Origin of the sequence: Pseudothauera lacus (assembly GCF_003034845.1) — a bacterium.
Lineage (GTDB): Bacteria > Pseudomonadota > Gammaproteobacteria > Burkholderiales > Rhodocyclaceae > Pseudothauera > Pseudothauera lacus.
The window spans coordinates 1-23,680 of record NZ_PZKC01000022.1 but is presented as its reverse complement, the minus strand read 5'-3'; the positions used below and the strand labels follow the sequence as shown (position 1 = coordinate 23,680).

The window sequence follows — 23,680 nt, the reverse complement described above, 5'->3', positions numbered from 1 at the left end:
GACTTGAGGGGAATGAAGGCGTCCGGCGAGAGGACGTCGACGACCAGCTCCATGCCCTCGTCGAGGGCTTCCACCCCCCACCACGCTTCGACCAGCACGGTGGCCTGTGGCGCCGACAGTTCCAGTTCGTAGAGGCGGCTGGAAGCGGTAAACAGGGAATGCATGGGCGGCGGGAGGGGCAGGATAATGTCAAGTGAGTGAAATCATAATGCAGGATATGAAGATGTCAAAGTGCGCGGGCAATAACGGTACTGCCTCCTGTTGCGAACACGTCGCGGCGCAAAGCCTGAGGGCACCTTGCTGAGCTGAGCGTTTCCCTCGGCTGCTCTCAAGAAGCAGCTTTCGATTGTCATGGCCCGGGAGGCCCCACTGCCGTTCGGGCTGAGCCCTTCGGCTGCGCTCAGGACCGGCCTGTCGAAGCCCGTTCGAAGGCACTGCCATCAAGTGCCCTTCGACAGGCTCAGGGCGAACGGAGTACCCGTTTCCTGCGTCTGTTTTGCCACGCCCGCGGCGGGGCTTACTTCGCTCAGCCCGAACGGTATTTGATTGCCGGGTTAAGCCGCATTTCTCACACCCTCACGTCGCGAGGGGGTCGAGGCGCCGCCGTGGTGCGCCGCACGGACTGAGCGGCGCCGAAGGCGTAGCTGACACTACGTCGAGGCGGCGTGAGGGAGTACGGCGTGCCACGGCGAGTGCATCGGCACCCGCAGCAGGGATGGTGTGAGAAATGCAGGTTAATAGTCTCAGCGCAGCAGGCCGCGCAGGCGGCGGCCAAGCTCTTCCTTGAGTGCATCTTCCGGGGTCGCCGGGGCGCTGCGCTCGCCCTCGCCGTCGCTGCCGAGGGCGCGTTCGAGGCGCTCGCCAAGGGCACGGCGGGCAGCATCGCCGGCCACTTCCGACCACAGTACCTGCGCTGCCGGAGCCTCCAGCGGGCCACGCAGGCGCACCGGCACGGTCAGCCCGCGCAACTGTTCGAGGCCGGCGCCGCCCTGCCCTTCGGCGCTGGCGACCACCGCGGCACGCAGGGTGTAGTCGATGCGGTTGGCGCCGATGTCCACCAGCCCCGCGCCGCCGACCCGCAGCAGCGGGCTGAGCAGGGCGAGGTCGTCGTTGCGGGCGACACCCGCGGCGATGCGCAGGCTGGCGTCGAGGCTGCTGAAGTCGGTCTGCTCGGTGCGGCGGAACTCGTGGCTCTGGTCGCGCCGTCCGGAGAGCAGGGCCTGACCGTCGCGGAGGATCTGGCCGAGGTTGAAGCCCTTGATGGCGCCGTCGCGCAGGGCCAGCGTGGCGCTGCCGGCAAGTGCGCGCTTGAGCTCGCCGACCGTGCGCCCGCGGGTGTCGAGATCGACGTCGAGGCGGCCGCGCCCCTCAAGAAGGTCCTTGGCGGCGAGATCGCGCAGCAGCGGGCCGATCTGGATGTCGACATAGCTCTGGCGGGTGCGCACGCGCTGGCTCTGGCTGTCGATGCGCACTTCGCCGCTGAGGCTGCCGCCGTAGCCGCGCGCGCTCAGCGGCGCCACGGCGAGCTCGCGACCATCGCCGGCAAGCGTGGCGCTGAGGGCGGAGAGGGTGAGCCCGGCGGCACGCAGTTCGCCGATGTCGACACGGCCGTTGAAGGCCAGCGCGCCGGCAAAGGCGAGATCGACGGCCTGCGCGTCACCGTCCGCTGGCGCGGAGGCTGGCGTGGGCGGGGCGCCGGCGGGTGGTGTCGCGGCGGGGGCGCTGCCAGCCGCCGCTAAGGGCGCTGCGGCGGTGTAGCGATCGAGGTCGAGGCGGTCGAACTGGAGCGTGAAGCTGAGCGGACGGTCGCGCGCGCTGTCGATGCGGGCATCGATGGCACTGTCGTCAAAACGCCCCTTGAGCTGCATCTGCGTGCTTCCCTCGGCGGGCAGATGGCTGATCGCACCGCGCACGGCGAGCACCAGCGGCGCACGCGCGCCGGGCTGCAGGCTGAGATCGAGGACGAGGTCGTCGAAGGCGACGCGGGCACTGCCGACGCTGAGCCGGGCACGCAGGTCGACCTTGCCGCGCAGTGCCGGCTCGCTCAGGTCGAGCGCGGCGGCCAGCGCCAGCGCAGTGGGGGTGTCGGGCTGCAGGCGGCCAAGCTGCAGGCTGAGGCCGCTGAGCGTGCCCTTGAGGCCGCCGGCGGCGTCAGCGACGTCGATACGGGCATCGAGCAGCTCGACGCCGTCGATGTCGAAGGTGAACGCCGCACCGCCCTCGTCCGCCCCGCCGCCGCGGGCGCCGCGGTCACCGGTGGCGGAAGTTTCGGCGGAGTCGGCGGAAGCTGCGCCGAAAAGATCGTCGAGGTTGCTGCGTCCATCGGCGCTGCGGCGGTAGCTGATCTGCGGGCGGATCACCCTGACCCGGTCCACGCGCACCTCGCCACGCAGCAGCGGCATCACCCGGAGGGCAAACTCGACCTCGTCGATGGCGGCAAAGGGGGTGCGCCCGTCGCTCTCGCTGAGGTGCAGGCCGGCGGCGGTGAAGGCGAGGCGGGGAAAGACGCTCAGGCCGATGTCGCCGTCGATGGCCAGCGTCCGTCCGCTGCGCTCATGGACCAGTTCGACGAGACGGTCCTTGTGACGGTTGGCGTCGAAGGTGGCAACGAGGAACAGCGCCACCGCGATCACCGCCACCACGCTCGCGGCAAGGGCGTAGAGCCCGATCCTGAGTGCCTTCATCCGTATTCCTCCACTCCCCTGCCGCCTTGCCCGGCGGATCGTGTTTCCTCTGCCAGCGCCCTCAGGCGGTGCCGCCGACGGTCAGTCCGTCGATGCGCAGGGTGGGCTGGCCGACGCCCACCGGCACGCTCTGGCCGTCCTTGCCGCAGGTGCCGACGCCGGGGTCGAGCGCCATGTCGTTGCCGATCATGCTCACCCGGGTGAGCGCGTCGGGGCCGTTGCCGATCAGCGTCGCGCCCTTCACCGGGCGGGTGACCTTGCCGTTCTCGATGAGGTAGGCCTCGGCGGTGGAAAAGACGAACTTGCCGGAGGTGATGTCCACCTGACCGCCGCCGAAGTTGACCGCGTAGAGGCCCTTCTTCACCGACTTGATGATCTCCGCGGGGTCCTTGTCGCCGTTCAGCATGTAGGTGTTGGTCATGCGCGGCATCGGCAGGTGGGCGTAGGATTCGCGCCGGCCGTTGCCGGTGGGGGCCACCCCCATCAGGCGGGCATTGACCATGTCCTGCATGTAGCCGGTGAGGATGCCGTCCTCGATCAGCACGGTACGCTGGCTGGGGTTGCCTTCATCGTCGATGGTCAGCGAGCCGCGGCGGTCGGGGATGGTGCCGTCGTCCACCACGGTGACCCCGCGCGCGGCGACCTGCTGGCCGATGCGCCCGGAGAAGGCCGAGCTGCCCTTGCGGTTGAAGTCGCCTTCAAGACCGTGGCCAATGGCCTCGTGGAGCAGGATGCCCGGCCAGCCCGGCCCCAGCACCACGGTCATGGTGCCCGCCGGTGCCGGCGCGGCGTCGAGATTGGTGCGTGCCTGATGGACCGCAGCGCGCGCGTAGTCGCGCAGCAGTTCGTCGGAGAAGTGACCGTAGTCGAAACGCCCGCCGCCACCGGCGCTGCCCTGCTCGCGGCGCCCGCCGTCCTCCATGATCACGGTGATCGACACGCGCACCAGCGGACGCACGTCGGCAGCGAGGTGGCCGTCGGCGCGCGCCACCAGCACCACCTCCCAGGAACCGGCCAGATGCGCCATGACCTGGCTGACGCGGGCGTCCTCGGCGCGCGCGAAGCCTTCCAGGCGTTCGAGCAGGCGGACCTTGGCGGTATCGTCGAGGGAGTCGAGCGGATCGTCGTCGCGGTACAGGCGGCGGCGCGCCTTCGCCGGGCTGATCGCCACCTTGCGGCGGCGGCCGGCAGCGGCAATCGCCCGCGTCGCGGTGGCGGCATCGACGAGCGCGTCCAGGGAGATGTCGTCGGAGTAGGCGAAGGCGGTCTTCTCGCCACTCACCGCACGCACGCCGACGCCCTGCTCGATGTCGAAGCTGCCGGCCTTGACGATGCCTTCCTCCAGGCTCCAGGCCTCACCGCGGTGGTACTGGAAGTAGAGGTCGGCATGGTCGATGTCGTGGCGCATCAGCTTGCGGAAGACCTTTTCCAGTTCCGCGTTGCCCAGTCCGTAGGGGTTCAGCAGATAACGGTCGGCGACCTTGAGGGCGTTCTTGGCTTTGCTCATGGGGTTCCTGATGGGTGTCGGCAGGGGTTCGACCGTGCCGGCAGAAAAACGATCACTGCCTATGGTCTCACAGGCAGCGGTGGCGCAGGGCGGGCAGGCTGGCGCGTACGGCGGCGATGCGCGCCGGATCGACCTCGGCGACGACCACGCCGGGGCCTTCCGCGCGGCACGCCAGCACCTCGCCCCAGGGGTCGATGAGCATGCTGTGCCCCCAGGTCACCCGCCCGCTGGGGTGGCGCCCGCCCTGTGCGGGGGCGAGCACGTAGCACTGGTTCTCGATCGCGCGCGCGCGCAGCAGCACCTCCCAGTGTGCCTGCCCGGTGGTGTGGGTGAAGGCGGCGGGGAGGATGATCAGGTCGAGCTCGCCCATCGCCCGGAAGAGTTCGGGAAAGCGCAGGTCGTAACACACCGAGAGGCCGGTGCGCCCGGCGGGCGAATCGAACACCACCGGCGTGCTGCCGGCCTCGATGGTGGCGGCCTCGTCGTAGCGCTCCTCGCCCTTGCGGAAGCCGAAGAGGTGAATCTTGTCGTAGCGCGCCAGGCGTTCGCCGTCCGCGCCATACACCAGCGTGCTGTTGCGCACCTTGCCCGCGGCGCCGGCGGCCAGCGGCAGGGTGCCGCCGACCACGCAGATGCCGTGGCGGCGCGCGCTGTCGCGCAGGAAGTCCTGCAGTGGGCCGTCGCCGTCGCGCTCGCGGATGCGCACCTTGGCGGTTTCGTCGGCGCTGAGGAGGGGGAAGTACTCGGGCAGCGCCACCAGCCGCGCACCGGCGGCGGCAGCTTCGGCGATCAGTTCTGCGGCAACGCGCAGGTTGGCATCGACATCGGGGCCGGACACCATCTGCACGGCGGCGATGCGGACAGGGGTAGCGGTCATTGCGGGGCACTCCCGGCTTCGGTGGGGGGAACGGCGGGGTCGGCGGCCGGAGCCGGTCGCGCCCCCGTGAGTTTGTCGACGCGCGGCTCGCTCCAGCTGCCGGTGATCGCATAGTCGAAGGCGAGCAGCTTCTCGAAGGGATCGCTGAGCGCCTTCTGGGCAATGTAGGTGACCACCCCGGCGACCGGATTGATCAGGCCCGCAGCGGCACCGATGGCGATCGACTCGCTCAGCGTGGGCTGCACGGTGACCCGCAGATCCTGGGTCTCGGCCTCCAGGTCGACGCTGCCGCGCAGGGCGATGCGCGCCGCCGGGCCGCGGATGCTGAAGTCCTCGGTACGCATCACGCCGTCGTCGATGGCGATGTTGCCATTGATGCGGTCGAAGACGAACCCTTCGGAAAACACGTCGCGAAAATCGAGACTGATGCGTCTCGGCAGCGCCTGCAGGCTGAGCACGCCGAGGAGGCGGCCGACACCCGGCTCAAGGCGCTTGAACTGGCCGTCCTCCACACTCAGCACGAGCTTGCCGTCGAGGCTGTGGTAATCGACCTTGAGCGGGCTGCCCTGCCAATCCACCTCGCCGCTCAGTTCGGCCTTGCCGTCGCGCAGCGCATCGGCGTAGCCGAGGCGGCCGAGCAGCGCGCCGACGTTGTCGGAGCGGATGCTGAAATCCAGCCGGGTCAACGGCCGCGCACCGCCGCGCCACACCCCGGAGCCCTGCAGTTCGCCGTCGGCATTGGCCAGTGCGAGGGTTTCCAGCTCCCACTGGCGGTTGCGGTTGCGCGCCAGCACCTGCAGGCGACCGAGCTCCTTGTCGCGCAGGACGAAGTCGTCGACCACCAGATCGACCGCCGGCAAGCGGCGCAGGGCGTCGTCCTCGGCACCCTCGGCGTCCCCGCCGCCGCCCAGGCCGAGGCGCAGGTGGCGCAGCCGGGCATGCAGCGCGCCATCGCCGGCGCCACGCCAGTCGAAGCGCCCGCTGGCCTCGCGGCTGTCCAGCTGTCCGCGCCAGTCGCCGCCCACTGCGGCGGCGCTGAGGTCGACCATGTTGAGGCGCTGGCCATATACCTGCAGGCGCCCAGCCTTGAGTTCGATGCCGGCCAGTGCCAGCGCCGGCATTTCCTGCCCGCCACCACCGTTGCCGCGCAGCGCGCGGCGCCAGGCATCGAGGTCAAGCTCATCGACGTGGGCGCTGATCATCACGCCGTCGGCGGCACTGCGCAGCGCGGTGTTGATGCCCAGACCACCGCGCGCCACCGCCCAGCCCAGCGGCGTAGCCCGCCGCTCGACGCTGAGCGTCAGGCGGTCGCCGAGCTCGGCGCGGATAAGCTGACGCTCGCCACGCTCGCGGCTGTCGAAGCCGATCAGCAGCGGCCAGCTCTGCCGCGCCGACTTGTTGAACGGTTCCGGCAGGCTGGCGGCGATGCCGTCGAGCGCCGAGCGGATGCTCACCGTACTGCCGTCGCGGCGCAGGTCGATGTCCGCCTGCCAGGCGGTGGTGCCGGAGAGGTGGGCGAGCAGCGGCCAGTCGAAGTCACGTTGCAGGGCGGCAACGCTGAGGCCGCCGCGGGCCTCGAAGCGCACCGCGCCCTCGGCCCCGGTGGTGGCGGTGAGACGCAGCGGCTGGCCGAACAGGCGGCCGCTGGCCTGGGGAATCTCCAGCGTGCTGCCGGTGAAGCGCAGGGTGCCGGCCGCGCCCTCCAGCGCCGGCATGCCGGGCAGCAGCCACAGGCGGTTGTCGCCGAAGCGGTAGCTGCCCTCGACGGTGGTATCGACGACGTGGCGCAGCGGCATCACCAGGGCAAGGTCGAGCGTGCCGGTGCCTTCCGCCCGCATCGCATCGGTGAGGCCATCGACGCGCTTGCGCACCGGGCTGTTGGCGATGAAGCGCAGGAAGTCCGCGGTCGGCCCGCCGGCACGCCCGCGGATGCTCATCACCTCGCCACCGGCGGCTTCGAGGTCGGGCAGGTCCGCACGCACACCGCTCAGGCGCACGCCGAACACCCGCCCGCGTTCGGCGGTGACGGTCATCGACGCGCCTTCGAAGCGCAGTTCGCCGTCGATGCCTTCGATCGCCGGCCAGCCCTCGGCATACTCCAGGCGCGCGCCGGCGATCCGCGCGGTAACCAGGAACTGGCCGTCGGCGCCGTCGCGGAACGGAAAACGCTCAAGATCGCCGCGCAGACGCAGGCGCGCCTCCGGCGCGCTGCCGCCGACGATACTGCGGCGCAGCCAGGTGCGCGTATCCTGGTTGACCACCAGCGGCATGTAGCGCCACACCGCAGGGCCATCGGCGCGCAGCAGGCGGGCGCTGAGGTCGATCTCGCCGGCCTCGCCGGCCTTCGGCCAGTAGCGCCCGGAAGCGCTGCCGGAGGCGTCGGGGTTCTCGAAGCTGGCATTGTCGAGCGCCAGCTCCAGGCGGCCGTCGCGCTGCGTCCATCCGCCCTCGGCCTGCAGCACGGAAAGCACCAGGCGCGGTTCGGCAAACACCGCCGGCAGGTCCAGCCAGGTATCGCGCCCGGCGATGCGGAAGCGCCCGCTGCGCTCGTTACCGTCGACTTCGCCGGACAGCCCGCCTATCCCCGGCAACGCGCCCTGGGCGGCAAGGCCGATGTTGTCGAAGGCGGCGGCCAGCGTCCAGCGCTGCAGCTGCTCCGGCGGCCCCTGCCATTCCAGGCGCACCGCGCTCGCATGCCCGCGCGGATCGAAGGCGGCGAGGCGCTCGCGCACCGCCGGGGCTAGCGGCAGGTGGGCGGCAAGACGGGCGAGCGCAGCAAAATCCAGGCGATTGACGCGGAAGGCGCCGCCGCTGGGCGCTTCCACCGTGCCGCGCACCGTCAGGTCGACATCGACCGGCTCCAGCACCACGCCATCGCCGGTCTGCAGCGCCAGCCCGCGGGTCTGCACGGTGGTGCCGCCGGGGCTGCGCAGCACCGTGAGGTGGCCGCGCAGGGTGGCCAGCTCGAGCACCGGCAGGCCCTCGCCGAGGCGGGTGCTGACCCCGTCAAGGGCCAGATTGGCGCTCAGGCGGGCCTCACGCTCACCGTCCACACCGATCCACGCCCGCAGCCCGCCGCTGCCGCTGAGCTCCACCGGGTAGTCCAGCCAGGCCGTCCACGCGCCCAGCTCGGCGTGATCAAGGCCGATGAAGAGCTGCCCCACCCACTCGCCACGGCTGCCCGGACGCACGCTGACGAGGTCGCCGCGCAGATCGAGCCGCGACGCCAGCGCCGCGGGCGGTTGCGCACTGAGGCCGAAACGGTAGCGCCCGCCCTTGCGGTCGAGGCGGAAGGCGAGCTCTTCGAGGCGCAGTTCGGGGGCACCGCGCAGATCGTCCGACCACGTCACCGCGGCGTCGCGGATGACTATCTCGCGCTGGGCGAGCAGCCAGTCGAGGGTGTCGCCACCGGGCGCGGCCGGATCGACCGGCATGCCGGCGACGAAGAAGCGCCCTGCGGCGTCGCGACGCACGGCCAGTTGCGGGGCAAGTATCTCCAGGCGGTGGAAATGGGGGCGCAGGCGCAGCAGTGAGGACCACGCCAGCGTCGCATCGACGCGCTCGAAACGCAGCGCCGCGCTGCCGTCGCGTTCGGAGACGGTGAGGCCGCCGAGATGGAAGCGCGGACGCAGACCCGACCAGTCGGCGCTGATCTGCTCGATCTCCAGCGGCAGGCCGATGGCCTTGCCGAGCGCGGCGGCGATCTGCGGGCGGTACTCGCCGATCCGCGGCATGACCACCTCGCGCAGCACCAGGAAGAGGCCGGCGGCGCAGAAATAGGCCACCACCGCCACCATCAGCAGGGCGTCGCGCCGGTTCGCGCGGCGGGCACTGCGAACGGCAGGGGGAGCGGAAGCGGTGTCGGTCATCGGCGAAAGGTGTGGCGGCCAGGCAACGGGGAAGGGGAGCCGGGCGTGGCCGGGCGCAAGCTTGGCTACAATGATCCCCGTGCCCCGCACTGCCCGCAAGCGCGCGCAGAATGAGGCGATGAATTGTAACAACGGGGAATAGCGCCGCCCATGTCTTTCGATCTCGCCATGTTTCCGCCCGCCCTCGCCCACGCCGCCGGCTTCTCGCGCTTCCTGCGGCGCCTGCTGGAAAGCCGCCCGTGGCTCGCCGCAAGGCTGTCAGCCTCCATCGCCGCGCCGCTCGACGCCGCCGCCATGCAGGCCTTCCTCGGCGAACGCGCCACCAGCGCCGACAACCTGCGCGCCAATCTGCGCGACCTGCGCAGCTGGGTGATCACCCACGTCATGGTGCGCGACCTCGACGGCCGCGCAACGCTGCAGGAAGTCACCGAAACCATGACGGTGCTTGCCGAGGTCACCGTACGCTGCGCCCACGACATCCTCCGCGAAGCCCTCGTGCAGCGCTACGGCCACCCGCTCTCGCCCACCGGCTGGGAACAGGAGCTGCTGGTGATCGGCATGGGCAAGCTGGGCGGGCGCGAGCTCAACGTCTCCTCCGACATCGACCTCATCTTCGTCTATCCCGAGGACGGCGACACCGGCGGCAGCAAGGTGATCAGCAACTTTGAATTCTTCGAGCGCCTCGGCAAGCAGCTCATCCAGGCGCTGGCCGAAGTCACCGAGCACGGTCAGGTCTTCCGCGTCGACATGCGCCTGCGCCCGAACGGCGATTCCGGCCCGCTGGTGGCCAGCTTCGACATGCTGGAAAACTACTTCATCACCCAGGGCCGCGAGTGGGAGCGCTACGCCTGGATCAAGGCCCGCGTGCTGTGCGGCGAACGCTGGCAGGAGCTGGAGCAGATCGCCCGCCCCTTCGTCTTCCGCAAGTACCTCGACTATGGCGCCATCAACGCCATGCGCGACCTCCACGCGCAGATCCGCCGCGAAGTCGCCCGCCGCGACCGCGCCCACAACGTCAAGCTCGGCCCCGGCGGCATCCGCGAGATCGAGTTCATTGCCCAGGTCTTCCAGCTCATCCGCGGCGGCCGCGACGGCGCGCTGCAGATCCGCCCCACCCTGAAGGTGCTTGCCGAACTGGGTGAACGCGGCATCCTGGGCGCGGCAACGGTGGCCGAACTGGCCGCTGCCTACGACTTCCTGCGCCGCCTCGAACACCGCCTGCAATACCTCGACGACGCCCAGACCCACGACCTCCCAAACAATGATGGCGACCGCGCGCTGATCGCCGCCAGCATGGGCTGTGCCGACTGGGCCGCGCTGTGCGCCGAACTCGACCGCCACCGCAGCGCGGTGAGCCGCCATTTCGACGACGTCTTTGCCGACCCCAGCGACGGGGACCACGCCCTCGACGATCTGTGGGCCTGCGCCGGCGACGCCGCACAATGCGAAACCCGCCTCGGCGAGCTGGGCTACCGCGACCCCGCCGCCGCCGCCCAGCGCCTCGCCGCCATACACGGCAGCCCGCGCTACCAGCAGCTCCCCGACCACATCCGCAGCCGCTTCGACGCCCTCATGCCGCGCGTGGTCGAAGCCGCGGCGGCCACCCCGGGGGCCGACGACACCCTGGCGCGCTGTCTCGACCTGATGGAGGCGATCAGCCGCCGTGGCGCCTACCTGGCCCTGCTGCAGCAGTACCCGCAGGCCCTGCGGCGGGTTGCCGAGCTGGTCGGTGCCTCGCGCTGGGCCGCCCAGTTCCTTACCCGCCACCCCATCCTGCTCGATGAGCTGCTCGACGACCGCGCCCTCGAAAGCGCCCCCGAGTGGGCGGGCTTCCGCCGCGAACTGGCCGCCCAGCTCGATGCCGTCGAGCCCGACATGGAGCGGCAGATGGATCTCATGCGCGAGCAGCACCATGCCAAGGTGTTCCGCCTGCTCACCCAGGACATCGCCGGCCTGCTGACGGTGGAGAAGCTCGCCGACCACCTCTCCGAGCTCGCCGACAGCATGCTCGCGCTGACCCTGCCGCTGTGCTGGCGCAAGATCAAGATCCGTCACCGCGAGGCGCCGCGCTTCGCGGTGATCAGCTACGGCAAGCTCGGCGGCAAGGAACTCGGCTACGCCTCCGACCTCGACATCGTCTTCCTCTACGACGACGAAGCCCCCGAGGCCGCAGAGGTCTACACCCGCCTCGCCCAGCGCACCAACACCTGGCTGTCCAGCCAGACCGCCGCCGGCATCCTCTTCGAGACCGACCTGCGCCTGCGCCCCAACGGCGACGCCGGCCTCATCGCCTGCTCGCTCGAATCCTTCCGCAAGTACCAGCTCGAATCGGCCTGGGTGTGGGAACACCAGGCCCTCACCCGGGCACGCTTCTCGGCCGGCGACGCGGCCATCGGCGCCGCCTTCGAACGCATCCGCGACGAAGTCCTGCGCCTGCCCCGCGACCTTGCCGAACTGCGCCGCGAAGTGCTGGCGATGCGCCAGAAGATGCGCGACGCCCACGCCGGCAAGAGCCCGCTGTTCGACCTCAAGCACGACGCCGGCGGCCTCGTCGATGTCGAGTTCCTCGTCCAGTACCTCGTCCTCGGCCACGCCCACACCCACCCCGGGCTCACCGGCAACCTCGGCAACATCGCCCTGCTGCGCATCGCCGGCGAAATCGGCCTGATTCCCGCCGATCTGGCCGCCGCCTGCGGCGACAGCTACCGCGAACTGCGCCGCCTGCAGCACCGCCAGCGCCTCAACGACCAGCCCTCGCGGGTGCCCGGCGAAGAAGTGGAAGCCGCCCGTGCAGCGGTCGTCGCGCTCTGGGAGGAGGTCTTCGCGACAAGCTGAAGGCATTTTGGTTGCAGTGCAACATGCATGCAACGGCCGGATCGCTACAATGCCCGCATGAGCCAGGAAACCGAACTCAAGCTGAGCCTGCCCAAGCGCGCCGTGGCCGCCCTGCGCCGCCATCCGCTGGTTGCCGGTGCACAACGTCAGGGCAACGCCCAGACCCTCGACAACACCTATTACGACACCGTCGATCTCGCCCTCAAGGCGCGCAAGGTCGCCGTGCGCACCCGCCGCTACGGCCGCACCTGGCTGCAGACGGTGAAATGCGCCGCGCGCTCCACCGGCGGCCTGTCGCAGCGCCCCGAATGGGAAGGGCCCTTCGACGGCGCCTTCGATTTCAGCGCCGTCGACGATGCCACCACCGCCCGCCTGCTGGCGCGCCACCAGGACGCCCTGGTGCCGGTATTCACCACCCGCTTCCGCCGCGAAACGCGCCTGCACCGCAACGCCGCCGGCAGCGAGATCCTCATCATGATCGACACCGGCGAGGTGCTGGTCGGCGAACACAGCGCGCCGATCTGCGAGGTCGAACTCGAACTGCGCAGCGGCACCCCCACCGACCTCCTCGAACTGGCCTGCGAACTGGCCCGCACCCTGCCGCTGATCCCCGCCGACCTCAGCAAGGCCGAGCGCGGCTACCGCCTCTTCCTCGGCCAGTCGCCGCGTCCGCAGCGCGCCGAAGCCGCCACCATCGACCCGGCGATGAACCTCGTCGACGCCTTCCGCGAGCTGGCCTTCTCGGCGCTGCGCCAGTGGCAGGCCAACGCCGTCGGCGCGATGGACCACGAAGACCCCGAATTCATCCACCAACTGCGCGTCGCACTGCGCCGCCTGCGCTCGCTGCTGCGCCTCTTCGCCCCCGCGTTGCCGCCGGGCTTCGTCGACGACTGGAACGAGCAGCTGCGCGATACCGCCAACCGCTTCGGCGACGCCCGCGACCTCGACGTCCTCCACGAAGAGCTGCTCGCCCCGGTGATACCCGACGGCCTCCACGAGCGCCCCGGTCTGCCGCGCCTGCTCGAAATCGTCGCACGCGCCCGCGACGACGCCCGCGCGCAGGCCGCACGCGGCCTCGACGGCGCCGGCCAGGGCCGCCTGATGCTGGCCTTCACGCTCGCCCTGCACACCCTGCCGAGCAACAGCCTCATCGTCGCCGCCGACCTCACCACCTTTGCCCGCCTGCAACTCGGCCGCCTGCGCAAGAAAGCCCGCCGGCGCTACGGCGACGCCACCAGCCTGATTCCCACCCGCCTGCACGCCCTGCGCATCGCCCTCAAGCAACTGCGCTACGGCATCGAGTTCTTCGCCCCGCTGTTCCCCGCCCGCGCACTCAAGCGCTACCAGGACACCCTGGCGCGCGCACAGACCACGCTGGGTTTCCTCAACGACGTCGACGTCGCCCGCGAGCGCCTCGAAGCCTGGGCCGGCGACGACACCGAACTCTACGCCGCGGTGAACTTCGTCACCGGCTGGCACGGCCCGCGCTACGCCCGCCTGCGCCGCCGCACGCTGCAGGAGGTCGAACCGCTGCTGTGGGGCAAGACCCCCTGGGCCTGAACCCGCCCCCACACCGCGCTGTCACCTGCAGGTAACGCGGGACATCCACAATCCCGCCCCTTGAGGAGAGGATGAGATGGACCTGTTGCTGTGGCGTCATGCCGAAGCGGTCGAGGGCAGCCCCGACCACGCCCGCGAACTCACCGAACGCGGCCAGCGCCAGGCCCGCCGCATGGCGGCCTGGCTGAACGAGAACCGTCCGAAGCGCCTGCAGGTGCTGTGCAGCCCCACCGTGCGCACCCGCCAGACCGCCGCCGCATTCACCGACGACTTCGAGATCGTCAGCGCCCTGGGCCCCGACGGCAACGTTGCCGGGCTGCTCGCCGCCTGCGGCTGGCCGGACGCCTCCGGTGCCGTCCTGGTGGTCGGCCACCAGCCCGCCCTCGGCCGACTCGCCGCGCTGCTGCTGTCCGGCAGCGAGGCCGAATGGACGATCAAGAAAGGCGCCCTGTGGTGGTTTACCAACCGCGTGCGGAATGGCGAAACGCAGACCGTGCTGCGCACCGCGCTGCCCGCCGAGTTGCTCTGACACGGCATCCGGCACCCCCTGAACAAGGGCACCGGAGAGGCACTGCGGCATCCATACAACACTACCTGGACGCTGTGGCGTACAGCACTTGTGCTTTGCCGGCCATCCCGTAAGATGCGCAATCCCCTGCCTCCGCCGCCATGATCAAGCGCTTCCTGCCCACCCACGACAGCATCAAGCAAAGCCGCCTGCTACGCTGGCTGGGCCCGCGCATCCACGACCCCTCGCTGTGGCACCTGAACCGCCGCGCGGTGGCCAAAGGCGTCGCCATCGGCGCCTTCTTCGGCCTCATGGTGCCGGTGGCGCAGATCCCCGCCGCCGCCGTGGTCTCGCTGTTCGCGCGCGCCAACCTGTGGATCGCCGCAGTCACCACGCTGATCAGCAACCCCTTCACCTACGGCCCCATCTACTACTTCGCCTACCGCATCGGCAGCAGCCTGATCGGCGCCCCGCGCAGCGTCGCCACGCTCAGCGACGAAGCCGCTGCCGAACACGCCGTCGCCGCGCTGGCATGGATGAGCAACATCTGGCACTGGATCACCGGCATCGGCCGCCCACTGGTGCTGGGCATGCTGCTGATGGCGGTCACCGCCGGAGTCATCGGCTACCTCGCCGCGCAGCTCTTCTGGCGCACCCGGGTACTGATGAAGCGCCGCCGCCAGCGCCACGCGCGCGCCGCCCAGGCAGCCCAGGCCGCCCTGCGGATCTGATGCGGGCTTAATGCACTGCACAAAGAGGGGTATATTGCCTAAACTGGCAAAACCTCCACGGCCGACCGAGAAAGACCCTCCCCGATGAACTCACCGATTGCCAACGGCACCGTCCACGACATCGACGGCACCCGGCGCGTCCATTACGACGGCTACTGGATCAAGCTCTACGATCCACCCGAAGACAGCCTGCAGGCCAAGAAGACGCTGATCGGCGCCCTCACCCGCCGGCTCTTCAACCACGTCGAGCACGGCATCAACATCCCCGGCAAGCGGCTGGCCGAGACGCGCGCAGCCTACGAAGCGGAGACCGACCCCGCACGCCGGAGGGTAAAGGGCGCGATGCTCGCCGGCGCCACCTTCAACCGCGCCACCGACATCTTCACCAAACTGGTCGAACTGCAGGAACAGGGCGTGGTGATCGAGTCCGACAACGCCCTCATGCGCGAATGCGGCAAATGCCTGCAGGACGCCCTCGAACTGGGCCGCCTGGTCCGCCACCGCAGCGGCGACGAAGGCATCGACGAACTCTGGGGCGAACCCTTCCGCGCCTTCTCCATCCCGGTGGACGCCTTCTACGAAAGCCGCTACATCAAGATCGCCCAGACCATGCGCGAGGTCGACCGCCTCGCCGCGGTAATGACCGCGACCTTCGGCGGCAATCCGCTCTTCAGCGGCGTCACCGAGCTGATCGCCAAGTTCGCCGCCGCCGCCAAGGTGAAGTGCGAGACCCTGCGCACCGACGGTGCCATCTTCGACGTATGGGCGGAATTCGTCATCGCCTCCGAGGCCCTCGACGCCTTCACCCCCCATCTCACCGCCGGCGCCCCCGCGGAACAACTGCAGATGGCCGCCGACGGCCTGCGGCTGATCTGCCAGGGCCGCGACCTGGTCACCTACATCACCCGTGCGCGCGTGCCGATGCCCAAGAGCGCACGCGAATTCATCGACCGCTGCGAGGCCTACGAGGCCCACTGTAGCAACTTCTTTGCCGGCCAGCCCGCCGCAGCGTGCGCCAATTGCCGGAGCTGAGCACATGAAACGTACCGATCTCGAAAAACTGCGCGGCCTGAAGATCAACAACCGCCTCAAGGGCACCCCGCCGCCCTCGCGCTTCGCCGCAGCCTCCGCCGGCGACAAGGCCGGCGCCCGCCTCAACCCGCTGGTGGCGAAGCTGCTCGGGCAGCAGGCGAAGGAAGAAGAACCCACGCGCCAGGGCGACGCTGACCATTAACCCGGCAATCAAATACCGTTCGGGCTGAGCCCTTCGGCTGCGCTCAGGACCGGCCTGTCGAAGCCCGCTCGAAGGCACTGCCATCAAGAGCCCTTCGACAGGCTCAGGGCGAACGGAGTACCCGTTTCCTGCGTCTGCTTTGCCACGCCCGCGGCGGGGCTTACTTCGCTCAGGGCGAACGGAACAGCGTATTTCGTTGCCGGGTTAATAAGGCCGTCCACCCAGGGCCTGTCGAAAGGCCTTTCCACGCAGTGCCTCAGCGAGTACTCACAACACCAACCACACTCAGCGCGGAGCGCTGACGGCGGCGAAAAAATCCCAGATCAGGGCGCTGGCATCGAAGGCCGACGAACTGGCCCCCTTGCCTCGACGCGTGATGCCGCCCGGCCACGAATGGCCGCCGGAGTCGGTGACGCACGACTCCACGCGCACGCCCGCCGCACAGGCGAGGTAGGCCTCGCAGCGGGCACCGGAGAACTCGCGCACACGCTGCGGTGCGCCCTCACAGCGGTCATGCGCGGCCCAGCGGCGCAAGGTCTCGGGCACGGACGTGAAGTTCGCGACCTTGCTTTCATCGCGGAACGCGCCGGGGCCGGCACCGCCTTCGAACAGCACGTGCGTGTCGTCACGCGCATGGATGTGCAGCACCGGCACCGGGCGCGCCGGCGCGCAGTGCACGGTGTTGTCGGTGCCGGCCACGCTGGCGACCGCGCGAAACAGGTCGGACGCCTCGCAGGCCAGCCGGTAGGCCATCATGCCGCCGTTGGACATGCCGGTGGCAAAGATACGCGCGGGGTCGATGCGGGCCTGCGCCTGCAACCGTGTGACCACCGCGCGCAGGAACCCCACGTCGTCCACGTCGCGGTCGCGCGCGTCGCCGCAGCACGCGCCCGCGTTCCAGGTGGCAAGGCGCCCGCCGGGAAAACGGCTGTAGCCGTTGGGGAAAGCGACAATGAAGCCGCCGCTCTCGGACGCGCGGATGAGGCCATAGCGCGCATCGTCGGCCATGAACTCGGCAAAGCCCCCACCGCCGTGCAGCGCAAGCACCAGCGGCAGCGGCTGAGCGCCCTCGGCCGCGCGTGGCACGTGCACCACGACCGTGCGTTCCAGCCCCTGGTGCACCACCTTGAGTTGATGATCGCCCGGCACCAGGGGCAGCGCCGCAGTGCCGGGCGCTTCGGCCGCCGTGCGCCGCTGTGCGATGTGCTCGCGCATCGCGGAGCCCTCGGCGTGCGCCCAGCCGCTGGCGGCCAACATGCCCAGCCCCAGCACACCGAGCGTCAGAGACTGTGCTGTCCGAAGAAGGAATGCCCTGTTTTTCACGGCAACACCTCACCCATAACGTCCGGATCATCGAGCGGCAGTCCGGCCAGACCAAGGCCCGGCACCGGGGATCAAATACCGTTCGGGCTGAGCCTGTCGAAGCCCAGTCGGCACGAACGCCCTTCGGCAAGCTCTCAAGAAACAGCTTCCGATTGTCATTGCCCGGAAGGCCCCACTCCCGTTCGGGCTGAGCCCTTCGGCTGCGCTCAGGACCGGCCTGTCGAAGCCCGTTCGAAGGCACTGCCATCAAGTGCCCTTCGACAGGCTCAGGGCGAACGGAGTACCCGTTTCCTGCGTCCGCTTTGCCACGCCCGCGGCGGGGCTTACTTCGCTCAGCCAGAACGGAATAGCGTATTTCGTTGCCGGGCTGATAGGCAAGAAATCAGGCGATGATGCCGCCGCCCAGGCAGACCTTCGATTCGTACACCACCACGCTCTGCCCCGGGGTCAGTGCCCATTGCGGCTGGGCAAAGACGATCTCGGCGCGGCCGTCGCCGACGGTGTCGATCTCGCACGGCATGTCCGGGGTGCGGTAGCGCGGCTTGGCGGTATACACCCAGTGCGTATGCGGATCGCGCCCGGCGATCCAGTTCAGGTCGATGGCGCTCAGGCGCTCCTTGAGCAGCGCCGGGTGGTCGTGGCCCTGCACCACGTAGAGCACGTTGGCCTTGACGTCCTTGGCGGCCACGTACCAGGCGTCGTGCTCGCCGGCCTCGTCCTGGTTGCCCTTGATGCCGCCGATGTGCAGGCCCTTGCGCTGGCCGATGGTGTGGTACATCAGGCCCTGGTGCTCACCCAGCACGCGGTCGTCGTCAAGCGCGCGGATCTCGCCCGGCCTGGTCGGCAGGTAGCGCATGAGGAATTCGCGGAAGGGACGCTCGCCAATGAAGCAGATGCCGGTGGAGTCCTTCTTGGCGGCCACGTGCAGGCCGGCCTGCTCGGCAATCCGGCGCACCTCGCGCTTGTACAGGCCGCCGAGCGGGAAGAGCGTCCTGGCGAGCTGCTGCTGGTTGAGGCGGTAGAGGAAATAGCTCTGATCCTTGGTACCGTCCTCGGCCTTCAGCAACTGGAATTCGCTGCGGCCATCGTTGTTCCATTCGCGCACCTGGGCATAGTGCCCGGTGGCAATGCGCTCGGCGCCCAGCTGCATGGCGTGGTCGAGGAAGCAGCGGAACTTGATCTCGGAATTGCACAGGATGTCCGGATTGGGCGTGCGCCCGGCCTCGTATTCGCGCAGGAAATCGGCGAACACGCGCTCCTTGTACTCCTTGCTGAAGTTCACCACTTCAAGGTCGATGCCGATGACGTCGCACACCGAAGCCACATCCACCAGATCCTGGCGGGTGGAACAGTAATCGGCATCGTCGTCGTCCTCCCAGTTCTTCATGAACAGGCCGGTAACCTGATAGCCCTGCTGCTTGAGCAGCAGCGCGGTCACCGAAGAATCGACACCGCCGGACATGCCGACGACCACCTTCATGCCCTGCGCATCGGCACCAGGCTTCACCACATTACTGGACATTCGGTCCGCCTCCATTCAACCAGTCTGCCAGCGGCAGCACCACCGCCGGATCGCCGTTGTCGACGAACCAGCTGTCCACCGCAAAACGCGCGCCCGGATTGCCCGGCGGCGGCACGGGCGGGCGGGGGATGTCGTCGACCACCTCGGGGCAGTCGCACAGGGCCAGCAGCAGGCCGACATGGTCGGGCACCTCGACCGCCGCCGCAAGGGGTGGAGGCGGCTCCACCTCCTCGATGACCGCGGAAAAGTGCTGCATGATGAAGCGCGCCCGCCGCGCCGGCTCCAGCACACGGTGAAAACGCAGCGCACCGCGCAACGCCAGCATGTTCAGCAGCGCGGTGGTATTGGTGGAGTGGTCGATGCAATCCATGCGCCCATCCACCCCGGCATCGCGCAGGTTGCCGCCACGATCCGCCCCCACCGGCGTCTGCGTCGCCGCCAGCGCATACAGTTCGCCGATCACCGCGGCCAGCTCCTCGCGCTCGGCAGCGGCCGAATCCGTCGCCGCAAGGCGCGCGGCCAGCGCATCGAGGCGCTCGCCGGCATAGACCACCAGCCCGCGCGAAGCGCAATCGTAGTTGTAGCACAGCGCCACAAGCTCGCCCGCCGCCGCCGGCGTGGCCGCCAGCAGCATGCCCACCAGCAGTGCCGCCCGCCTCATGCGTGGTAATGGCGGATCAGGTCGAGGGCGTGGCGCTGCCCGGCCAGCCAGTCCTCCACGCACTGCAGTACCAGCGGGCTGCGATGACGCTGCGGGCAGGCGCGCAGCTCATCGGCGCTCATCCACAGCGCGCGGACAATGCCATCGTCCAGGCAACGGCCGGCCTCCACGCCATCCACGCGGCCGCCAAAGGCAAAGCGCAGATAGGTCAGATCGCCCTGCGGGCGCGGCCACTGATAGACCCCCACCAGGCATTCCGGCACAAAGCGGTGCGCGGTCTCCTCCAGCGCCTCGCGCACGCTGGCCTCGACCAGCGACTCGCCGCACTCCAGATGGCCGGCGGGCTGGTTGAGGCGCAGGCCTTCCGAGGTGTGCTCTTCGACAAGCAGGAAACGGCCGTCCTGCTCGATCACCGCAGCGACGGTGACATTGGGTTTCCAGGTACGCTGCATTGCATCGGGGCGCGATTGAAAGAAGCCCGGATTCTACCAGCCCGGCCGCCCCAACCTTGCACTGCAGCACCCAGATGCGAGAATGGAACGCCCCGCAGACGCCAACAGGAGCCCCCATGGACGACATCAACCTCACCCTGAACACCCTCCAGGAAACCTGGCTGCCCCTCGCCATGCAGTACGGCGCCCGCGTGCTGCTCGCCCTCATCACCCTCTTCATCGGCTGGTGGCTGGTCGGCAAACTCACCCAGGGCGTACTCGGCCTGCTGCAGCGGCGCAAGGTCGAACCCACCCTCCACGGCTTCCTCGGCAGCCTGCTCGGCGTCGTGCTCAAGGTGCTGCTGCTGGTCAGCGTAGCGGGCATGATCGGCGTCGAAACCACCTCCTTCATCGCCGTCATCGGTGCCGCCGGCCTCGCCATCGGCCTCGCCCTGCAAGGCAGCCTGGCCAACTTCGCCGGCGGCGTGCTGATCCTGCTGTTCCGCCCCTTCCGCGTCGGCGAATACATCGAAGCCCAGGGCGTGGCCGGCACCGTTGACCAGATCCAGATCTTCCACACCGTCCTCAAGACCCCGGACAACAAGACCGTGGTGGTGCCCAACGGCAGCCTCTCCAACGGCAGCATCGTCAACTTCTCCCGCCAGGCCACCCGCCGCGTCGATCTCAACATCGGCATCGACTACGGCGACGACGTCAAGGCCGCGCGCGCCATCCTGCTCGAACTGGCCGAAAACGACGCCCGCGTGCTCAAGGACCCCGCCCCGGTCGTCTGGCTCGCCTCGCTCGGCGACAGCTCGGTAAACCTCTCCCTGCGCATGTGGACCAGCACCGCCGACTTCTGGCCGACCTTCTTCGAACTGCAGGAAAAAGCCAAGGAACGCTTCGACGCCGCCGGCATCACGATCCCGTTCCCGCAGCGCACCGTACACCTCGTCGGCAACGGTGCAACGCCCACCGCCACCGCAGACGCCGCCTGAGCCACCCGCCGGCAGGGCCGGGGCGGTTACGCCCCCCTGCCGAACCCACCTGCGCAGCCTCCGCCGGATGGGGCACAGGCTGCCTGCGCACATCGACTTCAGTGCCGTCCTGGCAGGAAGCGCGCAGCCCTGCGCAGCCCGTGCTGCGGACAGAACTTGCTGAGGACTTTCAGACGGTTAAGCAAGGAGCACGCGTGCGTGACAGGTGCATTTGACAGCCCAATGCGCTTGGGATACGGTCATCTGCAACGATTCGTGGGACGGTCGGCAGGAGGGTGTGGATGAGTTGTGAAGCGCGGGGTGGTATACGGATTCCGTATACTCAACTCATGGCCCTTTCCGTCTACTACAACTGTTAAAAACCTAGGGAAGCCTTAAATGGGCCGAAAGTTCATTTCTCAGAAAAAGCAGACAAAAGATGAGCTTTTTGACTCTCTAGTCAAGAATGCTATCGATTTTTTAGATTCATCCCTCGATGATCTTGAAAAAAGGCCCAAGAACTCGATTGTAGATTTTTATACCTCGATCGAATTATTCCTTAAAGCTCGCTTAATGGCTGAGCATTGGACGCTAATCATTAGTAAACCTGAAACAGCCAATATCGATAGCTTTAGAGTTGGTGACTTTCATTCTGTCTTCTTAGAGGATGCAATAAGGAGACTTAAGGGTGTCTTAAATGAGTGCCTCGAACAATCGACGATAGATAACTTTAAAGCACTGGGGGAGCATCGTAATCAGATCGTGCACTTTGCCCATTCTGATTACGCTGATTTTTCTGCTACAAAGGCTGGTGTAGTGGTAGAGCAATGGGCTTCTTGGCACCACTTGCATGCTTTGTTGACGGAAAAATGGAAAGACATTTTTGGGCCATATAATAAAGAGTTTGGGCGCATACACAAACAAATAATGCGGCAAAAAGAATTCATACAAGCCAGATACAATGAGTTGAAGTCCAAAATTGATGTAGAGGAGAAGGCCGGTAAGAAAGTTATTGACTGCCAGCATTGTGAAATGCATGCAGCTATTGTGTCAAAGGAACACAAATGGGGTGACGATTATAGCTGTATGGTTTGTGGCGTGAGTGATACAGCAGTGGCATCAACTAACGAAGAGCTAGAATGCCCAAAATGTCATAAGAGCTTTGAATTCTTTGATAAAAATTTAACAGCCTGCCCGCATTGCGAGATGCCGATTTCTACGGACTTACTTATTGATCTATGTGAAAAAAAGTATATTGAGGGGGATGATTGGTGGGAGGAGGGGCAGCCGCATATCGCAGGATGTCACAATTGTCAGCATGAAAGGCCCTCGGTATTTTACATCGACGGGCTGTGGAGTTGTGTGGCCTGCTTTGATAGAGGGTGGCAAGCCATTGCATGCCCAAATTGCGACGAATTTGTCACTGGCGACATGGATACAATTAACTATTTTGCCTGTTATAAATGCGAAGATGAGGTTAGGAAACGGATTCGAGAAGACGGTTTTTAACAAGCCGCTGCACTCGGATAAATTTTCCGCGACGCTCCAAATTTACCGGTGAGCGGAGCGTTGGCCGTAACGAACTATGCCCCTCGAGACTCCTCCACAACTCAGTGCTGACCCTCTTGGTCTAGTCCGTTCACTTCCGACGCGACAAATACCACTTGACCAGATCAAAGTCCCTGAAGGACGTGTCGAGGACGAGTTCTTCGGATCGCGATACCGCGCATTTCTCCGCGGCAAGGCACCGATTCACGAAACCCGCATATCACTGAGCGACATTCGTCGCGGCTTCTGGAAGCGTTCCGAGGGTAGGTGGCAACTTATCGAGGACCCGTTCTCAGACTCCGATATCGCCGAGGTTGCCGCGATGGTGCGACTCGGCAGTCGGCCAGTCCTTCATTTATATGAAAACCCCAATTCAGAGGACACCAAGCGCTTTGTTTGCTCGGACGACGCGGTGGTGCACGCAGTCTACGAAAAATTGGGTTTGTCGAAAGTCCCAGTTGCACTATTGGCGAGGCCGCGTGGACTGGAAGAGTCATGCCTTTCCGTTCGCTGCTTTCCCCGGAACGGGAAAGATCCTATTCCACTCCTGGAGGGTGTGGTCCCCGTAATGCATGAATTGGTGCCGTCGATCCTAGGTACCGAGAAGCGGCCAGTCACTGAATCGTTTGAACGGCTGCTAGCATCGTTGTCCGACACGAAATTGGCCCTCAAGCGCTTTCATCACCCTGGATCCACCACGCTTCACTATCACCACACTCTCTACTCGGTCCTTCATCGGGGCGAGGAATGCATCGAGGCGATGCATTTGCTCATTGAGGGCAGAAAGCCACTAGCAGCCGCGGCCCTCTTGCGTTCACTACACGAGTTGGTGCTCGTTTTCTACGTGGATTGGCTCGCCCCAGAGCACATATGTCGATACCTTCAGATGGCATCAGTCCGATCGGAAAAGCAGTGGGAGGCAACATGTGAGCAGTGGCGCAAGGCGGACGTTGCCGCAGGCGCGTCGCCGCTTGAAGCGAAGAACATCAAAGACGCTCACATGCGCGCCTTTCGTCTGGGCTCGATCGTTGGAGAGAGGGCACGGCTGTTCCCGTTCGGGCAGGAATTTCAGAGTGACATTTACAGCTTTCTGTCCGATATCATTCATCATGATTTCAGTATGGCTGCTCGGTACGCCCATACGCTCGATCATGGCGACGAGGCAATCTATCATGGGGAGGTCGTTCACACGATTCTCCATCTTGCGGATGTTTTGGTCGCGGCCGTTGTTACGCGCGTTCGCGACGACATTGGTATTGGCCAGGAGATACTGCAAAAGAACGCCCAACGATTAAGGTTATGTCGTGATCGCGAAGCGAGCCACGACATGAACCGATTGTTGAACAAGCCCGGTTCGTTTCCCTGGAAATAGCTTCAAGTGCCCCGACCCGGAATGGGCCGAGGTGGCCAGCA

Annotated in this window: 17 protein-coding genes; 9 read left to right on the top strand and 8 right to left on the bottom strand. The window is 67.3% G+C overall.

Features of this window, described 5'->3' with window-relative positions; all coding sequences use genetic code 11:
• Window positions 1-743 precede the first annotated feature (743 nt).
• The 4 genes from C8261_RS16645 to C8261_RS16630 form a co-directional block, all read right to left on the bottom strand.
• On the bottom strand, window positions 744-2,684 hold the full coding sequence (locus C8261_RS16645) for an AsmA family protein (RefSeq protein WP_107494858.1): 1,941 nt from the start codon (window positions 2,682-2,684) through the stop codon (window positions 744-746).
• 61 nt (window positions 2,685-2,745) lie between these two features.
• Complete coding sequence (gene tldD, locus C8261_RS16640; protein ID WP_107494857.1) at window positions 2,746-4,191, bottom strand: metalloprotease TldD; 1,446 nt, start codon at window positions 4,189-4,191, stop codon at window positions 2,746-2,748.
• 67 nt (window positions 4,192-4,258) lie between these two features.
• Entirely contained in the window at window positions 4,259-5,068 is an 810-nt protein-coding gene (locus C8261_RS16635) for a carbon-nitrogen hydrolase family protein (protein ID WP_107494856.1), read from the bottom strand.
• Window positions 5,065-8,937, bottom strand: coding sequence for a YhdP family protein (locus C8261_RS16630; protein ID WP_107494855.1), 3,873 nt, complete (start codon window positions 8,935-8,937; stop codon window positions 5,065-5,067). Before C8261_RS16630 ends, C8261_RS16635 begins: the two co-directional genes overlap by 4 nt.
• Window positions 8,938-9,087: 150 nt before the next feature.
• On the opposite strand from C8261_RS16630, the gene glnE reads away from it, so the two are divergent.
• The 6 genes from glnE (at window position 9,088) to C8261_RS16600 (ending at window position 15,805) form a co-directional block, all read left to right on the top strand.
• Entirely contained in the window at window positions 9,088-11,772 is a 2,685-nt protein-coding gene (gene glnE / locus C8261_RS16625) for a bifunctional [glutamate--ammonia ligase]-adenylyl-L-tyrosine phosphorylase/[glutamate--ammonia-ligase] adenylyltransferase (protein ID WP_107494854.1), read from the top strand.
• 57 nt (window positions 11,773-11,829) lie between these two features.
• Entirely contained in the window at window positions 11,830-13,332 is a 1,503-nt protein-coding gene (locus C8261_RS16620) for a CYTH and CHAD domain-containing protein (protein ID WP_107494860.1), read from the top strand.
• 76 nt (window positions 13,333-13,408) lie between these two features.
• The gene (locus tag C8261_RS16615; protein WP_107494853.1) at window positions 13,409-13,861 is read left to right on the top strand and encodes a SixA phosphatase family protein; all 453 of its coding nucleotides are present in this window, start codon (window positions 13,409-13,411) and stop codon (window positions 13,859-13,861) included.
• Between the two features lie 140 nt (window positions 13,862-14,001).
• Window positions 14,002-14,571 (top strand): DUF2062 domain-containing protein, encoded by a 570-nt coding sequence (locus C8261_RS16610; protein ID WP_107494852.1) that lies wholly within the window; start codon window positions 14,002-14,004, stop codon window positions 14,569-14,571.
• Window positions 14,572-14,655: 84 nt separating this feature from the next.
• Window positions 14,656-15,603 carry a hypothetical protein gene (locus C8261_RS16605; RefSeq protein ID WP_107494851.1) on the top strand — a complete coding sequence of 316 codons (948 nt, stop codon included), beginning with the start codon at window positions 14,656-14,658 and terminating at the stop codon, window positions 15,601-15,603.
• 4 nt (window positions 15,604-15,607) lie between these two features.
• On the top strand, window positions 15,608-15,805 hold the full coding sequence (locus C8261_RS16600; RefSeq protein WP_107494850.1) for a hypothetical protein: 198 nt from the start codon (window positions 15,608-15,610) through the stop codon (window positions 15,803-15,805).
• A gap of 285 nt (window positions 15,806-16,090) precedes the next feature.
• Here the strand turns inward: C8261_RS16600 and C8261_RS16595 are convergent, their stop codons facing one another.
• The 4 genes from C8261_RS16595 to C8261_RS16580 form a co-directional block, all read right to left on the bottom strand.
• Window positions 16,091-17,128 carry an extracellular catalytic domain type 1 short-chain-length polyhydroxyalkanoate depolymerase gene (locus tag C8261_RS16595; RefSeq protein ID WP_146161703.1) on the bottom strand — a complete coding sequence of 346 codons (1,038 nt, stop codon included), beginning with the start codon at window positions 17,126-17,128 and terminating at the stop codon, window positions 16,091-16,093.
• 382 nt (window positions 17,129-17,510) lie between these two features.
• Window positions 17,511-18,608, bottom strand: a complete 1,098-nt coding sequence (gene mnmA, locus C8261_RS16590) for a tRNA 2-thiouridine(34) synthase MnmA (RefSeq protein ID WP_107494859.1) — start codon at window positions 18,606-18,608, stop codon at window positions 17,511-17,513.
• Between the two features lie 31 nt (window positions 18,609-18,639).
• Window positions 18,640-19,311: a hypothetical protein gene (locus tag C8261_RS16585; RefSeq protein ID WP_107494848.1), complete on the bottom strand. Its 672-nt coding sequence runs from the start codon at window positions 19,309-19,311 to the stop codon at window positions 18,640-18,642.
• Window positions 19,308-19,763 carry an NUDIX hydrolase gene (locus C8261_RS16580; protein WP_107494847.1) on the bottom strand — a complete coding sequence of 152 codons (456 nt, stop codon included), beginning with the start codon at window positions 19,761-19,763 and terminating at the stop codon, window positions 19,308-19,310. The genes C8261_RS16585 and C8261_RS16580 overlap by 4 nt, the downstream gene beginning before the upstream one ends.
• Before the next feature lie 116 nt (window positions 19,764-19,879).
• Here C8261_RS16580 and C8261_RS16575 point away from each other — a divergent pair, with 116 nt between their 5' ends.
• The 3 genes from C8261_RS16575 to C8261_RS16565 all read left to right on the top strand — a co-directional run bounded on the left by C8261_RS16575 (window position 19,880) and on the right by C8261_RS16565 (window position 23,639).
• Window positions 19,880-20,740, top strand: coding sequence for a mechanosensitive ion channel family protein (locus C8261_RS16575; protein ID WP_107494846.1), 861 nt, complete (start codon window positions 19,880-19,882; stop codon window positions 20,738-20,740).
• A gap of 378 nt (window positions 20,741-21,118) precedes the next feature.
• Window positions 21,119-22,228, top strand: a complete 1,110-nt coding sequence (locus C8261_RS16570) for a hypothetical protein (RefSeq protein ID WP_107494845.1) — start codon at window positions 21,119-21,121, stop codon at window positions 22,226-22,228.
• Between the two features lie 607 nt (window positions 22,229-22,835).
• Window positions 22,836-23,639 carry a hypothetical protein gene (locus C8261_RS16565; RefSeq protein WP_107494844.1) on the top strand — a complete coding sequence of 268 codons (804 nt, stop codon included), beginning with the start codon at window positions 22,836-22,838 and terminating at the stop codon, window positions 23,637-23,639.
• Window positions 23,640-23,680 lie beyond the last annotated feature (41 nt).

What these genes read in the sequence shown, in the direction of transcription:
- C8261_RS16570 (WP_107494845.1), top strand. Translation starts at nt 21,119, where the DNA reads ATGGGCCGAAAGTTCATTTCTCAGAAAAAGCAGACAAAAGATGAGCTT.
- glnE (WP_107494854.1), top strand. Translation starts at nt 9,088, where the DNA reads ATGTCTTTCGATCTCGCCATGTTTCCGCCCGCCCTCGCCCACGCCGCC.
- C8261_RS16605 (WP_107494851.1), top strand. Translation starts at nt 14,656, where the DNA reads ATGAACTCACCGATTGCCAACGGCACCGTCCACGACATCGACGGCACC.
- C8261_RS16635 (WP_107494856.1), bottom strand. Translation starts at nt 5,068, where the DNA reads ATGACCGCTACCCCTGTCCGCATCGCCGCCGTGCAGATGGTGTCCGGC.
- C8261_RS16615 (WP_107494853.1), top strand. Translation starts at nt 13,409, where the DNA reads ATGGACCTGTTGCTGTGGCGTCATGCCGAAGCGGTCGAGGGCAGCCCC.
- C8261_RS16565 (WP_107494844.1), top strand. Translation starts at nt 22,836, where the DNA reads ATGCATGAATTGGTGCCGTCGATCCTAGGTACCGAGAAGCGGCCAGTC.
- C8261_RS16645 (WP_107494858.1), bottom strand. Translation starts at nt 2,684, where the DNA reads ATGAAGGCACTCAGGATCGGGCTCTACGCCCTTGCCGCGAGCGTGGTG.
- C8261_RS16575 (WP_107494846.1), top strand. Translation starts at nt 19,880, where the DNA reads ATGGACGACATCAACCTCACCCTGAACACCCTCCAGGAAACCTGGCTG.
- C8261_RS16580 (WP_107494847.1), bottom strand. Translation starts at nt 19,763, where the DNA reads ATGCAGCGTACCTGGAAACCCAATGTCACCGTCGCTGCGGTGATCGAG.
- C8261_RS16630 (WP_107494855.1), bottom strand. Translation starts at nt 8,937, where the DNA reads ATGACCGACACCGCTTCCGCTCCCCCTGCCGTTCGCAGTGCCCGCCGC.
- C8261_RS16600 (WP_107494850.1), top strand. Translation starts at nt 15,608, where the DNA reads ATGAAACGTACCGATCTCGAAAAACTGCGCGGCCTGAAGATCAACAAC.
- C8261_RS16610 (WP_107494852.1), top strand. Translation starts at nt 14,002, where the DNA reads ATGATCAAGCGCTTCCTGCCCACCCACGACAGCATCAAGCAAAGCCGC.
- C8261_RS16585 (WP_107494848.1), bottom strand. Translation starts at nt 19,311, where the DNA reads ATGAGGCGGGCGGCACTGCTGGTGGGCATGCTGCTGGCGGCCACGCCG.
- mnmA (WP_107494859.1), bottom strand. Translation starts at nt 18,608, where the DNA reads ATGAAGGTGGTCGTCGGCATGTCCGGCGGTGTCGATTCTTCGGTGACC.
- C8261_RS16620 (WP_107494860.1), top strand. Translation starts at nt 11,830, where the DNA reads ATGAGCCAGGAAACCGAACTCAAGCTGAGCCTGCCCAAGCGCGCCGTG.
- tldD (WP_107494857.1), bottom strand. Translation starts at nt 4,191, where the DNA reads ATGAGCAAAGCCAAGAACGCCCTCAAGGTCGCCGACCGTTATCTGCTG.